Below are 13,338 nucleotides of genomic sequence, written 5' to 3'. Positions count from 1 at the left end.
ACTGCGCGGTGCCCTCGGCTGTGCCGTCTACCTCACGCTGATGGCCCTGTTCGCCGCCGGACTGGCGGCCGTGCTGCGCAGCGGGGCGGCGACGCTGGGCATCCTGATCCCGTTCCTGCTGATCGTGTCCTTCGTGATCGGCGACCTGTCCGGCGGCGCCGCCGACTTCCTGCCCGACCGCGCCGGTCAGGTCGTCCTGCACAGCACGACGGACGGCACCCCGGGCCCGTGGACCGGTCTCGCGGTGACCGCGCTGTGGACCGGGGCCGCCCTGCTGGCCGGGGCGTGGAGCGTACGGCGCCGGGACGTCTGACGCCGTACGGGCGCAGGGGGCGTCAGTCCGCCCGGTGCCGGGCGGCGCTCCGCAGCCGCCCGAACTCCTCCGCCATCGTCGCCGTCGTCCAGTGCGCGTTCAGCCCGCTGGGGTTGGGCAGGACCCACACCCGGGTGTCCCCGATCGTCCGCTCCTGCGGCCCCACCTGGGCCTTGCGGTCCCCGAAGGCCGCCCGGTAGGCCGTCACCCCGACCACCGCCAGCCAGGCCGGCCGCAGCCGGGTCACCTTGGCGGCCAGCAGCCGGCCGCCCTCGGCGTACTCCTCGGCCGTCAGCTCGTCGGCCCGGGCCGACGCCCGCGCCACCACGTTGGTGATCCCGAGCCCGTAGGCCGGCAACTCCCACTGCTCCGCCGGCCTGAGCAGCCTCGGCGTGAAACCGGACAGGTGCAGCACCGGCCAGAACCGGTTGCCGGGGCGGGCGAAGTGGTGGCCCGTCGCCGCCGTCGTCAGTCCCGGATTGATGCCGCAGAACAGCACCTGGAGGCCGTCCGCGACCACGTCCGGGACGAGACGGTCGCGGGCGGCCTCCAGCTCGGCCTGGGTGAAGCGGGTCAGAGGATCGCTCCGGGGGTGTAACCCGCGGCCTGGGGGTGCTGCTTGAGGATGTCCTCGATCCGCGCGACGACCACACCGACCTGGTCGGCGGCGGCACCCGTGAAGGACAGCTTGTCCGCCATCAGCGCCTCCAGCGCGGCCCGGTCCAGCGGCAGTCGCCCGTCGGCGGCGAGCTTGTCGAGCAGGTCGTTGCGCTCGGCGCCCTGCTCGCGCATCGCCAGCGCGGTGGCGACGGCGTTCTCCTTGATCGCCTCGTGCGCCACCTCCCGGCCGACACCGGCGCGCACCGCGCCCATCAGGACCTTGGTGGTGGCGAGGAACGGGAGATAGCGGTCCAGCTCACGGGCGACGACGGCGGGGAAGGCACCGAACTCGTCGAGGACGGTCAGGAAGGTCTCCAGCAGACCGTCCAGGGCGAAGAACGCGTCCGGCAGCGCGACCCGGCGCACCACCGAGCAGGACACGTCGCCCTCGTTCCACTGGTCGCCCGCCAGCTCGCCGGTCATCGACGCGTAGCCGCGCAGGATGACCATCAGGCCGTTGACGCGCTCGCAGGAGCGGGTGTTCATCTTGTGCGGCATCGCCGAGGAGCCGACCTGCCCCGGCTTGAAGCCCTCGGTGACCAGCTCGTGGCCGGCCATCAGCCGGACCGTCTTCGCCACCGAGGACGGTGCCGCCGCCAGCTGCACCAGCGCGGTGACCACCTCGTAGTCCAGCGAGCGCGGGTAGACCTGGCCGACGGAGGTGAACGCCTGGGAGAAGCCCAGGTGCCCGGCGATCCGCTGCTCCAGCTCGGCGAGCTTCGACGCGTCCCCGCCGAGCAGGTCCAGCATGTCCTGCGCGGTGCCGACCGGGCCCTTGATGCCCCGCAGCGGGTAGCGGCCGAGCAGTTCCTCGACCCGGCCGTGGGCGACGAGCAGCTCGTCGGCGGCGGTCGCGAAGCGCTTGCCGAGGGTGGTGGCCTGGGCGGCGACGTTGTGCGAGCGGCCGGCCATGACCAGCTCCGCGTACTCCCCGGCGAGCCGGCCCAGCCGCGCCAGCACGGCCACCGTACGGTCGCGCATCAGCTCCAGGGAGAGCCGGATCTGCAGCTGCTCGACGTTCTCCGTCAGGTCGCGCGAGGTCATGCCCTTGTGCACGTGCTCGTGCCCGGCGAGGTCGTTGAACTCCTCGATCCGCGCCTTCACGTCGTGCCGGGTGACCTTCTCGCGCTCGGCGATCGAGGCCAGGTCGACGGTGTCGAGGACCCGCTCGTAGTCGGCGATCGCCTCGTCGGGCACCTCGATCCCGAGGTCCTTCTGGGCCCGCAGCACGGCGAGCCAGAGCTGCCGCTCGAGCTTCACCTTCTGCTCGGGCGACCAGAGCGTGGCCAGTTCGGCCGAGGCGTAGCGTCCGGCGAGGACGTTCGGGATGCGGGGCTTGGCGGGCGCTGAAGTCACGTGCAGGGAGTTTACCCGGCAGCCACGGGGGCTCCGTGACGTCCGTACGGTCGTGGCGGCGCACCTGTGTGAAAGGCGCGCGGTGAACCGAATTCGCCATCGGAGAGGTGTGAGAGTCTCCGTGTTCCAGACGATGAAGAAAAAGCTCTCATAGAGCATTAACTAGTACATTCAGGCGATGCCGCCGGAGCCTGGACCGGGTGAAGCTGCTTTCACCGTGAACTGGCACGGCATCGGACTGGAGACGCACAGACATGGCGTTCACCCGCAAGATCCGCCGTTGCGTGATCGCTTTCACCGCATCGGCGGCACTGACTGCCGCCGGAGTCGTCGCGGCACCCCCGACATCCGCCGCCCCGAACCCGCTCTGCGACGAAACCAGGGACCAGGCCAAGGCGATAGCCGCCGACGGTGACTTCACGGAGCCGTGGGGACCCGTGGCCTCCGCCTGGAACGGCACGCCCGACTGGAACGACCCGATCTCACTGGGAGTCACCGACTACGCTGCCCGCATCACGCTCCGCTACTCGGCGGACAGGCACTGCGCCTGGGGACTGATCGCACTGGACCGGCGCTGGGCGACGAGCTACCTGCAGACTTTCGAAAGCCCTGCCGTGTGGCTCGACATCTCCTATGACGGAGGAGTCACCGTCAGCCTCGGGGAGACCAACTACCGGTATGTGCATTCCGGAAACGACAGCTCGTACACCGCCGCGTTCAGCACGCTCCCGATCAACTCCAGCGAAGTCTTCGCGGTTCGGGCATGCGGCTATGGAGTGCACGCCGTGGACACCCTCAAGCCCAAGTACCGCAAAGGCATCGCGGTACCGGCGCTCGGCACGCAGAACATCGACGACCCCGTCGCGTGCACGCTCTGGCTGACGCCGTGACGGGGCGCCCAGCGGCGAGCCGTGCCCGTACCCGCTGCTCGGAGGCCGTCCGGCTCCCTGGGGTCATGCGGCCCAGACGCTGAGGCCCGCGTTCGATCGCCTCATGGCTGCCCCCTCGCCGGACTGGTCAGTGCTCCCACCCCTCGGGCCCGCCGCCGCGCCATTCGATGAGCGCGGACCGGACCACATCCATCTCGTCCCAGTCCTGCAGCCCGGCCTCCTGCACGAAGGCGGCGATGTCGGTGACCCCGTACGCGATCCCGACGAAGTGATCGCCGATGCGGACGCGGCGGCCGCCGTCCCCGGCGGGTGGGTACACGATGACGGGCGTCACGGAAGCCATACGCTCAGCCTGGCGCGCCAGGCGGACCCGCGCACTCCGAGCCAGCCGCCGGGGCGGAGCCCGCGACCGGGCCTATGCAAAGCCAACCCCGCTCTTCAGCCCCGTGATCCCGTTCGTCACACTGACGCCGTGCCTCGAACAGCCACCGCCGCCTCGTCGCGGCAGGTCCGCCGCCTCACCACGATCGCGTTCTTCGGTCCGCCGGTGATCGTCGGCCTGTCCTTGCTGGCCGCCAATCCGGACTGGAGCGTGCTCGGACTGGTGCTCGGGACCGTCGCGCTGATCGCGACTCTCTCGCTGATGATCATCGCGGCGCCGAACGGGTGGTTGATCGTCGGCGGGGTGATCGTGGGGATCGCCGCGCTGTCCGGTCCGGGACCGGTGCTGCAGGCGGAGGTGATGGCGCACCAGGGGCAGCGCGTGGAGGTGCGGGTCACCTCGGTGAAGACGTACCAGGGCAAGCGCGGGCCCGAGTACACCTGCCTTCTGGAGCGGGTGGACGGCAAGCCGCTCCGGCACGCCGAGCTGGGCAACGACTCCTGCGACGGGCCGATGGAGGTCGGGCAGTCCGAGGACGTGCTCGTCGACCCGCACGGCTGGACGGCGCCGGAGCCGGCCGAGACGGACTACAGCGGGATCGACATCGCCGCGTGGGCCCTGCCGGTGGTCCTGGTGCTCTTCGAACTGCTGGTCTGGCTGTCCCGGCGGCTCGGGCTGCGCCGGTTCGAGGGCCGCTGATGGCGCCCCGGTCCCGGAAGAACGTGGCCTGGCCCCCGCACGTGGTGCGGCGGCTCGCCCGCACAGCCGCCCTCGCCCCGCTGCTGATGGTGGGCATCGGCGTGCTCGGTACCGGCCCGGACTGGTTTCCGGCGGCGCTGATCCTCGGAGTGCTGACCGTGGCCCTCGCGATCTCGGTGCTGATGGCGATCGCGACCAAGGGGTGGGTGTTCTTCGCCGGGCTGGTCATCGGACTGGCCGTCGTGCTCGGCTCCGGGCTGGTCTTCCGGGCCGCGCTGATGCGGAGCCAGGGGCAGCGTACCGAGGTGCGGATCACCTCGGTGTACACCACCAGGGGCAAGACCGGCCCGGTCTACCACTGCAGGCTGAAGCGGACCGACGGCAGGCCGATGGCCCACGCCGACATCGTCGGCATGGGCTGCGACGGCACAAGGGACGCGGGCACCACCGAGGACCTGCTGGTCGACCCGAGCGGCTGGCTGGCCCCGCAGCCCGCCGACGCCGACTTCGGCTCCCTCCCCGCCGGAGTCGTAGGAGTCGGCGTCGCGATCGGGTTGTGGGAGCTGACTGTCCGGCGGACTCGCCGGATCGGCCTGCGCGAGGCCGCGGCGAACCCGGTACCGCCCGGCCGGCCGAGCGGTACCAAGCCGGGCGCCGGCAACCGGAGCAGGAAGAAGCGCAAGCGGCGCTAGTGCCGCGGCAGGCAACGTTTGCCCGTCAAGGAGCGGCGTCCGGTGCGTGCTCTGGGGCCCCCCGGCCGGAGGCTGGGGGAGTGCCGGCCGGAAGGCCTCGTACTGGACGTACTTGGACTTTCGGCCGGCGCGGCGAAGGGGGTCCCCCCGCCCGAGGCCGCGAAGCCGGTTCGGGCGGGGGCGCGTGCCGGGCGTCGCGACGGGGCGAACGTTGCCTGATGCGGCACTAGCTGGTGGCCTGCGGCGACGGTCCGCTGGTGGAAACGTGGGCCTCGGAGGCCGGGGCTTCGGAGGCCTGGGGATCGCTCATCCGGCCTAGGGCCACACCGGTCGCCAGTCCGTCACCGGGCCGGGATCCGTGTGGTCCGCAGGGGTGACCCAGAAGGCTTTGCCCAGCTCGGCGCTGAAGTGGGCGCCTGCCCGGCCGTCTCCCGAGGAGCGGCCGGTCAGGCGGCGGCCTATCCAGGGCAGAAGGTACTGCCGGGCGAACCGCGCGTCGGCGATCCGGCGGGCCGCCCAGCCCGGCGGCAGCGTGGCCGCCATCGGGATGTGCCACTCGGTGTCCTCGGGTTCGTGCCCGAGGGTCTGCCAGACCGCCTCGGCGACCCGGCGGTGCCCCTCGGCCGTCAGATGCAGCCGGTCCACGTCCCACATGCGAGGGTCGCCCAGCGAGGGGGCGGCGTACAGGTCGACCACCAGCGCGCCGTGCCGCGCCGCGAGGTCGTCGACGCAGGCGAACAGCTCCTCCATGCGCGGCCGGAACCGCTCCAGCACCGGGCCCTGGCGGCCGGGGCTGCGCATCAGCACCAGCTGCCGGCAGGACGGCGCCAGCCGTTCCACCGCCTCCGTCAGCAGACCCCGCACCCGGCCCATGTCGCACTTGGGCCGCAGGGTGTCGTTGAGCCCGCCGACCAGCGTGATCACGTCGGCCCCCATCGCGGCCGCCACGGGCACCTGCTCCTCGACGATCTGCCCGATCAGCTTGCCGCGCACGGCCAGGTTGGCGTACCGGAAGCCGGGCGTGCGGGCGGCCATCCGCGCCGCGAGGAGGTCGGCCCAGCCCCGGTAGGAGCCGTCGGGCAGCAGGTCCGACATGCCCTCGGTGAAGGAGTCGCCCACGGCCACCAGGCTGGTGTGGGCGGGAACGCGCGCGGGCGTGGCCGCGGAAGGTGTGGGGTTCGTCTGCATGGCGACAGCGATGGTATCCCGGCTCCATACCCGCCGGTCGGTCACCCTCGTCCCCGCCGCACCACTCGGCTCGCGCACGCTGCCCGAAAGCTCACGCACGCTGCCCGAACAGCTCCCGCAGGACGTCCTCCATGGTCACCAGCCCCGCCAGCCGCCCGTCGTCGCCGAGCACGCCCGCCAGATGCGTACGGCTGCCGCGCATCGCGGTGAGCACGTCGTCCAGCGGTGTGTTCTCCCGCACGCGCGCGATGGGCCGCATGTCCCGCAGCCGGAACGGCAGATCCCGGGGGGAGGTGTCCAGCGCGTCCTTGACGTGCAGATAGCCGACGATCCGCCGGCCCTCGTCGACCACCGGGAAGCGGGAGAAACCCGACTCCGCAGCCAGGTGTTCGAGCTTCTCGGGGGTGACGCCCACGCGCGCGTACACCACCCGCTCCAGCGGCACCACCACGTCCCGCACCGGCCGGCTGCCCAGTTCCAGCGCGTCGTGCAGCCGCTCCTGCGCCCGGTCGTCGATCAGGCCCGCCTCGCTGGCGTCCTTGACGATCTCGGCCAGCTCGGTGTCCGTGAAGGTGGCCGCGACCTCGCTCTTGGCCTCCACCCGCAACAGCTTGAGCAGGCCGTTCGCGAACGCGTTCACCGCGAAGATCACCGGGCGCAGGGCCCGGGACAGGGTGACCAGGGGAGGGCCGAGGAGCAGCGCGCTGCGCACCGGTTCGGCGAGCGCGATGTTCTTCGGCACCATCTCCCCGAGCAGCATGTGCAGATACGTCGCCAGCGCCAGCGCGATCACGAAGGACACGCCGTGGCCGGCGCTCTTGGACACGCCGAGCGCGTGGAACACCGGCTCCAGCAGGTGCGCGATCGCCGGTTCCGCGACCACGCCGAGGACCAGCGTGCACAGCGTGATGCCGAGCTGGGCGGCGGCCAGCAGCGCGGACACGTGCTCCAGGCCCCACAGGACGCTCTTGGCGCGCCGGTCGCCCTGGTCGGCGTACGGCTCGATCTGCGAGCGGCGCACCGTGATGAGCGCGAACTCGGCGCCCACGAAGAAGGCGTTGACGACGAGGGTCGCCAGACCGATCAGGAGTTGTACGGCGGTCATCGCGCCCCCCTCCTCGTCCCGTCCGACTCCTCGTGGCCCTCCGCGTCGTCCAGGGGGGCGTGCAGCAGCACCCGGGCCGCCCGGTGCCCGGAGGCGTCCGCCACGTCCAGCCGCCAGCCGGCCACCGTCACGGTGTCCCCGGCCCGCGGTATGCGGCCCAGCTCGGTGGCGACGATCCCGGCCAGCGTCTCGTACGGTCCCTCGGGCACGCGCAGTCCCACCCGCGCGAGCTGGTCGACGCGGGCCGCGCCGTCGGCCGAGTACAGCGCCCGGCCCTCGTCGTCGGCCCCGGCGGGGTCCAGGTCGGGCGTCTCGTGCGGATCGTGTTCGTCGCGCACCTCGCCGACGACCTCCTCGACGATGTCCTCCAGGGTCGCCACGCCCGCCGTGCCGCCGTACTCGTCGATGACGACGGCCATCGTGCGCCTGCCCGAGAGCCGGTCCAGCAGCCGGTCGACGGTGAGGGACTCGGGCACCAGCAGCGGTTCGCGCATGATCTGTGCGACGGTGCGCAGGCCCCGGTGCCGCGCCGGCATGGCCAGGACGTCCTTGATGTGGGCGGTGCCGACGACCGAGTCGAGGCTGCCGCGGTAGACCGGGAACCTGGACAGTCCGGTCGCCCGGGTCGCGTTGGCCACGTCCTCGCAGGTCGCCTGTATGTCCAGGGCGATGACCTGGACCCGGGGGGTCATCACGTTCTCGGCCGTGAGGTCGGCGAGGTTCAGTGTCCGGACGAACAGCTCCGCGGTGTCCGGCTCCAGGGCGCCCTGCTTGGCGGAGTGCCGGGCGAGGGCCGCCAGTTCCTGCGGTCCGCGCGCCGAGGCCAGTTCCTCGGCGGGTTCGAGGCCGATACGGCGCACCACGCGGTTGGCCATGTTGTTGAGGTGGGTGATGAAGGGCCGGAAGGCGGCGCTGAACCAGCGCTGGGCGTTGCCCACCCGCCTGGCGACGGTCAGCGGCGCGGAGATCGCCCAGTTCTTGGGCACCAGTTCGCCGACGACCATCAGGAACACCGTGGACAGGGCCGTGCCCAGCACCAGGGCGACCGAACTCGCCGTGGTCGCGGACAGGCCCAGCGCCTCGAACGGGCCCGCCAGCAGCACGGAGATCGACGGCTCGGCGAGCATGCCGACCACCAGGTTGGTGACCGTGATGCCGAGCTGTGCGCCGGAGAGCTGGAACGTCAGGTTCCGTACCGCCTTCAGGGCGCCCGGCGCGCCGCGCTCGCCGCGCTCCGCCGCCCGCTCCAGCTCGCCGCGCTCGACCGTGGTCAGCGAGAACTCGGCGGCGACGAAGGCCCCGCAGGCGAACGACAGCAGGACCGCCACCAGCAGGAGGAGCACTTCGGTCATCGGGTCACCTCTGTCCCATCGTCGGACAGGGCAGGGGGGAACGCGCGATGTCGCGGACTGGGAGGCTCGCCCATGGGCGGACGCTCACGACCTTTCATGGAGGACCGGATGCTCCCTCAATGGTAAAGGACGAGCAAAGGGTCGCGGCTCCCGGTCCGGTGAGCGGCTTCGCCCGGTCGCCCGTGCTCCTCGGGCGCGTACCCGGCGGCCCGCCGGGCATGCCGGGCATGCGGGGCGGTCTCGTCGCGGACCGGCCGGCCCCATGGGGTCCCCGCCCGCGTCTCCGCGTCGCGTGCCGAACCCGGGCCGCCTCGCGGCCGAGGGGCTACAGCGGTTTGACCCAGCGGCGCCAGTGGTCCTCGCGGTGGTAGCCGGTGGCGGCCCACGTGTGGTGGGCCTGTTCGTTGGCTTCCAGCACCATGGCGTCGACGCGTCGCCCGCCCAGGGCGGCGAATCGTCGTTCGGCTGCCGCCAGCAGGGCGGTGGCGATGCCTTGCCGGCGGTGGCCGGGGTGTACGGCCAGCCGGTAGGCGGAGCACCGCCAGCCGTCGAAGCCGGCGATGACGGTTCCGGTGAGCAGGCCGTCGCACTCCGCGAGGAGCAGGGCTTCGGGGTCTCGTCCGACGAGTCGGGCAACTCCTTCGTGGTCGTCGCTGATGCTGGTGCCTTCGGCGGCGGTGCGCCAGAACCGCAGCACGGTGTCGATGTCCGCATGGGTGGCGTGGCGGATGTGGAGATCACACATGAGGGGAGCCCACCAGAGTCCCCGCCTGTCCGACAAGCGGGTTTTCCGTGTCGGCTCCCCCTCCGGCCCACCCGGACCAAACCCAGCCAACTGCCCTTTGGGCGCCGGGGTTTCAGGGTGACGACGGCAACTTGTTACCCAGGCGTAGCGGATGTCCACCTGTCCCCTCTAGGCTCTGCGCGTCCACCGAGCACCATGAGAGGGACCTGGCATGCTCATGATCCGCCGAAGAATCCGGGCCGCGCTCCTGACGGCCTCGGCCCTGCTGCTCGGTGCGGTGGCGGTGCCCGCCGCACACGCCGACGACGTCGGCGGACAGACGCTGGCCGGGGTCTCCGGCACGGGCATCCACAACACGTACAACGACAAGTCGACGTACACCTACCTGGCCAACGCCCTGGACACCGGCACCTCCCTGGTCGAACTCGACACCTGGCACAACGTTGTCAACGGCAAGTGGGACGTGAGCCACGGCAACCCGCTCGGCAGCGACAACAACTGCGTACAGGCGAACACGGCCGCCGACCTCTACACCGGCAACCGCAACCAGAACCTCGACAGCTGCCTCGACGACATCCGGATCTGGCTCCAGGCTCACCCCACGAGCCACCCGGTCATGGTCAAGATCGAGATGAAGAACGGGTTCTACGGCACCCTCGGCATGACGCCGACCACGTTCGACGCTTACGTCAAGACGCACCTCGGCAGCGTCCTCTACACACCCGCCGACCTGCTCACCAAGAGCGACGGTTCGCGGTACGCGGATCTCGACACCGCCGCGAGGGCGAACAACTGGGCGGCCTACGGCTCGCTCGCCGGCCGGGCGATCGTGGAGATCATCCCCGGCACCTTCGAGCAGGCCGTCAGCCCCGCCTCCTCGTGGTCGGACGTGGTCTACGCCCAGCACCTCAAGGACCTCGCCGCCGCCGGGAACATCGGCCAGGCGGCGGTCTTCCCGAGCGTCCTCGGCGCCCAGGCCGTCGACCCGCGCACCCGCTACGGCGACACCACGCTGCGCCCCTGGTTCGTGGTGTTCGACGCGGACGCGGGCGCCTGGGTCGGCGACGGCAACACCGAGTGGTACCACGCCAACCACTATCTGACGGTCGTCACCGACGCCTACGACGTCTCGCCGGCGCTCAGCTCCTCCGCGCCGTCACTGGCCGACGCACGGGCCCGGATCGCCCTGCTCGCCGCCGACGGGGCCTCGTACATCTCCTCGGACTGGATCACCGCCCCGGCCGACGGAGCCCTCGGCGATGTCCTGGTCCGTGGCTGACGCCCGGCGCCCGCGCGCGCTCCTTCGAGTCCTCACCACGGGTGCCGCGGCCCTCGCGCTCGCCGTGTCCGGCCAACTGGCCGGCGCGGCCGGGGCCGCGGCCGCGACCGACCCCGTGTCGCTGGTCAACCCCTACATCGGCACCGGCGGCAACGGCGACTTCAGCGCCGGGAACACCTTCCCGGGCGCCGACGTGCCGCACGGCATGCTCCAGTGGTCGCCCGACACCTCCTCACGTCCCAAGGGCGGCGGGTACGACTACTCCGACTCGGCCGTCTCGGGCTTCAGCCTCACCCATGTCTCCGGCGTCGGCTGCGACGCGGCCGGGGACCTGCCGATCCTGCCCGTGGTCGGTTCGCTCGGCTCGGACCCCGCCTCGACGACCGAGTCCTTCTCGCACTCCGGCGAGACGGCCACGCCCGGGTCGTACTCCGTCAGCCTGGGCAACGGCACCGGCGTCGCGCTGACCACCAGCACCCGGGCCGGCATCGGCCAGTTCACCTTCCCGTCCTCCACCCGGGCGAGCCTGCTCCTGAAGGTGCAGGACACCCAGACGCCGTACACCTCGTCGACGCTCGGGCTGTCCGGCGGCGACACGGTGACCGGGTCGATCACCAGCACCGGCTTCTGCGAGGACACCACCCCGGTCACGCTCTACTACGCGATCACCTTCGACCACCCCTTCACCGCCACCGGCACCTTCACCGGCGGCGAGTACCTGACGTTCGACACCACGAGCAGCAGGACGGTGGAGGCCCGGGTCGGCATCTCCTACACCTCGGTGGCGAAGGCGGCGGCCAACCGGGACGCCGAGGTGACCGGGAAGTCCTTCGCGGCCGTCAGGTCGGCGGCCGCGTCGGCGTGGAACACCGAGCTGTCGAAGATCGCCGTCACCGGCGGCACCCCGGACCAGCAGCACGTCTTCTACACCGCGCTCTACCACGCCTCGCTGTTCCCCGCCGTCATCAGCGACACGGACGGCTCCTACCGGGGCTTCGACGGCGCGGTGCACACGGTGGGCAGCGGTCACTCGGCGAAGTACGCCGACTTCTCCACCTGGGACACCTACCGCTCGCAGGCCCAGCTCACCGCGCTGCTCGACCCGTCGGCCGCGTCCGACATGGCCCAGTCGGTCGTCGACGACTACCAGCAGGGCGGCACGCTCACCAAGTGGGGCATGGAGACCGCCGAGACGCACATCATGGTGGGCGACTCCGCCGTACCGCTGCTCGCCGGCTACCACGCCTTCGGCGCGCGGAACTTCGACACGGCGACGGCCCTGTCCGCCATGGTCAGGGAACAGACGACCGACACGGACGTCACACCGGGCGTGACCTACCTGGACTCGTTCGGCTACCTGCCCACCAACTCGCTCTACGGCTGCTGCCACGAATACGCCACGACCTCCACCCAACTCGAGTACGACACCGACGACTTCGCGCTCTCGGCGTTCGCCGGCGCGCTCGGCGACACCGCCACGCAGAAGAAGTTCCAGGACCGGGCGCAGGACTGGGAGAACATCTACAACCCGTCCTCCGGCTACATCCAGCCCCGGCACTCCAACGGCCGCTGGATGGACGGCTTCAACGCCAAGCTGATCACCGGCACCTCGTCCAACGACTTCGCCGAGGGCGACGCCTTCACCTACACGCCGATGATCCCCTTCAACCTCGCCCGGCTGGCGTCCCTGGAGGGCGGCACCTCGTCCCTGGCGTCCTACCTGGACAGCGTGCTCGGCGGCTTCCAGGGCCTGGGCAGTGTCATCGGCACCCAGTCCAACATGGGCAACGAACCCAGCAGCGGGCTGCCCTGGGAGTACGACTGGGTGGGGGAGCCGTACAAGACGCAGTCCACCGTGCGGGCGGTCCAGGACCAGCTGTGGACCGACACCGCGGGCGGGCTGCCCGGCAACGACGACCTCGGCGAGATGAGCGCCTGGTACGTGTGGTCCGCCCTCGGCCTCTACCCGGAGATCCCGGGCACCGCCGACCTGGCCATCGGCAGCCCGATGTTCACCTCGGCGGTCGTCACGGCCGGCGGACACACGCTCACGGTCAACGCCCCGGCGGCGGCGGACGGTTCGCCCTACGTCCAGTCGCTGAGCCTCAACGGCGGCTCCTGGAACAAGGCCTATGTACCGGCCTCCTACCTGAGCGGCTCCGCGCAGCTGGACTTCACCCTCTCCTCGTCCGCCAACACCTCCTGGGCCGCGGCCCCTTCCGCCGCTCCGCCGTCCTACGACGGCACCCCGGGCACCGGAGTGGCGCAGCCCCGCGGCCCGCTCGTCGAGACCGCCACCGGCAAGTGCGCCGACGACGCCGGCTCCGGCACCTCGAACGGCACCGCCATCCAGATCTACACCTGCAACGGCACCACCGCGCAGACCTGGAAGGCCGCCCCGGACCTCACCCTCCAGGTGCTCGACGACTGCATGGACGTCACGGGCGGCGCGACCGCCTCCGGCACGAAGGTCCAACTGCACACCTGCAACGGCACCCAGGCCGAGCAGTGGCAGGCGAACTCGTCCGGCGAGATCGTCAACCCGGTCTCCGGCCTCTGCCTCACCGACGCGAGCAACGGTGCCACCGACAAGACCCAGCTGACCATCGCCACCTGCACGGGCAGCGCCGGCCAGCGCTGGAGGCCGGTGGGCGGAGGGTCGTAGGCGCGGGCCGTC

General features: G+C 71.6%; 12 protein-coding genes and 1 pseudogene. 6 read left to right on the top strand and 7 right to left on the bottom strand.

Annotated features, from left to right (window positions below; translation table 11 throughout):
• Position 1: 1 nt before the first annotated feature.
• Positions 2 to 313 (top strand): annotated as a pseudogene (locus tag ACFYMM_RS32150) (ABC transporter permease); the annotation flags it as partial.
• 22 nt (positions 314 to 335) lie between these two features.
• On the opposite strand, the gene mug reads toward ACFYMM_RS32150, so the two are convergent.
• Together mug and purB are read right to left on the bottom strand one after the other, a co-directional pair.
• The gene (mug, locus tag ACFYMM_RS32145) at positions 336 to 890 is read right to left on the bottom strand and encodes a G/U mismatch-specific DNA glycosylase (protein ID WP_388393167.1); all 555 of its coding nucleotides are present in this window, start codon (positions 888 to 890) and stop codon (positions 336 to 338) included.
• Positions 887 to 2,329, bottom strand: a complete 1,443-nt coding sequence (gene purB / locus ACFYMM_RS32140; RefSeq protein ID WP_388392963.1) for an adenylosuccinate lyase — start codon at positions 2,327 to 2,329, stop codon at positions 887 to 889. Before purB ends, mug begins: the two co-directional genes overlap by 4 nt.
• Before the next feature lie 254 nt (positions 2,330 to 2,583).
• Here purB and ACFYMM_RS32135 point away from each other — a divergent pair, with 254 nt between their 5' ends.
• A complete protein-coding gene (locus ACFYMM_RS32135) occupies positions 2,584 to 3,219 on the top strand; it encodes a hypothetical protein (protein WP_388392960.1) in 636 nt (211 codons plus the stop codon).
• A gap of 127 nt (positions 3,220 to 3,346) precedes the next feature.
• On the opposite strand, the gene ACFYMM_RS32130 is transcribed toward ACFYMM_RS32135, so the two are convergent.
• Positions 3,347 to 3,562 carry a hypothetical protein gene (locus ACFYMM_RS32130; RefSeq protein WP_388392957.1) on the bottom strand — a complete coding sequence of 72 codons (216 nt, stop codon included), beginning with the start codon at positions 3,560 to 3,562 and terminating at the stop codon, positions 3,347 to 3,349.
• 129 nt (positions 3,563 to 3,691) lie between these two features.
• Here ACFYMM_RS32130 and ACFYMM_RS32125 point away from each other — a divergent pair, with 129 nt between their 5' ends.
• Together ACFYMM_RS32125 and ACFYMM_RS32120 are read left to right on the top strand one after the other, a co-directional pair.
• The gene (locus ACFYMM_RS32125; protein WP_388392954.1) at positions 3,692 to 4,300 is read left to right on the top strand and encodes a hypothetical protein; all 609 of its coding nucleotides are present in this window, start codon (positions 3,692 to 3,694) and stop codon (positions 4,298 to 4,300) included.
• Positions 4,300 to 4,992 (top strand): hypothetical protein, encoded by a 693-nt coding sequence (locus ACFYMM_RS32120; RefSeq protein WP_388392951.1) that lies wholly within the window; start codon positions 4,300 to 4,302, stop codon positions 4,990 to 4,992. The genes ACFYMM_RS32125 and ACFYMM_RS32120 overlap by 1 nt, the downstream gene beginning before the upstream one ends.
• 315 nt (positions 4,993 to 5,307) lie before the next feature.
• Here ACFYMM_RS32120 and ACFYMM_RS32115 read toward each other — a convergent pair whose 3' ends face one another.
• The 4 genes from ACFYMM_RS32115 to ACFYMM_RS32100 all read right to left on the bottom strand — a co-directional run bounded on the left by ACFYMM_RS32115 (position 5,308) and on the right by ACFYMM_RS32100 (position 9,382).
• The gene (locus ACFYMM_RS32115) at positions 5,308 to 6,180 is read right to left on the bottom strand and encodes an SGNH/GDSL hydrolase family protein (protein WP_388392949.1); all 873 of its coding nucleotides are present in this window, start codon (positions 6,178 to 6,180) and stop codon (positions 5,308 to 5,310) included.
• 91 nt (positions 6,181 to 6,271) lie between these two features.
• Positions 6,272 to 7,285: a hemolysin family protein gene (locus tag ACFYMM_RS32110; protein ID WP_388392946.1), complete on the bottom strand. Its 1,014-nt coding sequence runs from the start codon at positions 7,283 to 7,285 to the stop codon at positions 6,272 to 6,274.
• Entirely contained in the window at positions 7,282 to 8,637 is a 1,356-nt protein-coding gene (locus tag ACFYMM_RS32105; protein WP_388392943.1) for a hemolysin family protein, read from the bottom strand. Before ACFYMM_RS32105 ends, ACFYMM_RS32110 begins: the two co-directional genes overlap by 4 nt.
• A gap of 325 nt (positions 8,638 to 8,962) precedes the next feature.
• Positions 8,963 to 9,382 (bottom strand): GNAT family N-acetyltransferase, encoded by a 420-nt coding sequence (locus ACFYMM_RS32100; protein WP_388392940.1) that lies wholly within the window; start codon positions 9,380 to 9,382, stop codon positions 8,963 to 8,965.
• Positions 9,383 to 9,599: 217 nt separating this feature from the next.
• On the opposite strand from ACFYMM_RS32100, the gene ACFYMM_RS32095 reads away from it, so the two are divergent.
• Both ACFYMM_RS32095 and ACFYMM_RS32090 read left to right on the top strand, forming a co-directional pair.
• Positions 9,600 to 10,661: a hypothetical protein gene (locus ACFYMM_RS32095; protein ID WP_388392937.1), complete on the top strand. Its 1,062-nt coding sequence runs from the start codon at positions 9,600 to 9,602 to the stop codon at positions 10,659 to 10,661.
• Positions 10,642 to 13,326: a lectin gene (locus tag ACFYMM_RS32090; RefSeq protein WP_388392934.1), complete on the top strand. Its 2,685-nt coding sequence runs from the start codon at positions 10,642 to 10,644 to the stop codon at positions 13,324 to 13,326. The genes ACFYMM_RS32095 and ACFYMM_RS32090 overlap by 20 nt, the downstream gene beginning before the upstream one ends.
• Positions 13,327 to 13,338: the final 12 nt, after the last annotated feature.

The sequence above is a fragment of the Streptomyces sp. NPDC006739 genome (assembly GCF_042869815.1).
GTDB lineage: Bacteria > Actinomycetota > Actinomycetes > Streptomycetales > Streptomycetaceae > Streptomyces.
Note: the sequence above shows the minus strand (reverse complement) of the source record. Positions and strands in the feature narration are given on the sequence as shown.

What these genes read in the sequence shown, in the direction of transcription:
- ACFYMM_RS32135 (WP_388392960.1), top strand. Translation starts at nt 2,584, where the DNA reads ATGGCGTTCACCCGCAAGATCCGCCGTTGCGTGATCGCTTTCACCGCA.
- ACFYMM_RS32130 (WP_388392957.1), bottom strand. Translation starts at nt 3,562, where the DNA reads ATGGCTTCCGTGACGCCCGTCATCGTGTACCCACCCGCCGGGGACGGC.
- ACFYMM_RS32120 (WP_388392951.1), top strand. Translation starts at nt 4,300, where the DNA reads ATGGCGCCCCGGTCCCGGAAGAACGTGGCCTGGCCCCCGCACGTGGTG.
- ACFYMM_RS32115 (WP_388392949.1), bottom strand. Translation starts at nt 6,180, where the DNA reads ATGCAGACGAACCCCACACCTTCCGCGGCCACGCCCGCGCGCGTTCCC.
- ACFYMM_RS32110 (WP_388392946.1), bottom strand. Translation starts at nt 7,285, where the DNA reads ATGACCGCCGTACAACTCCTGATCGGTCTGGCGACCCTCGTCGTCAAC.
- ACFYMM_RS32105 (WP_388392943.1), bottom strand. Translation starts at nt 8,637, where the DNA reads ATGACCGAAGTGCTCCTCCTGCTGGTGGCGGTCCTGCTGTCGTTCGCC.
- ACFYMM_RS32100 (WP_388392940.1), bottom strand. Translation starts at nt 9,382, where the DNA reads ATGTGTGATCTCCACATCCGCCACGCCACCCATGCGGACATCGACACC.
- ACFYMM_RS32095 (WP_388392937.1), top strand. Translation starts at nt 9,600, where the DNA reads ATGATCCGCCGAAGAATCCGGGCCGCGCTCCTGACGGCCTCGGCCCTG.
- ACFYMM_RS32090 (WP_388392934.1), top strand. Translation starts at nt 10,642, where the DNA reads ATGTCCTGGTCCGTGGCTGACGCCCGGCGCCCGCGCGCGCTCCTTCGA.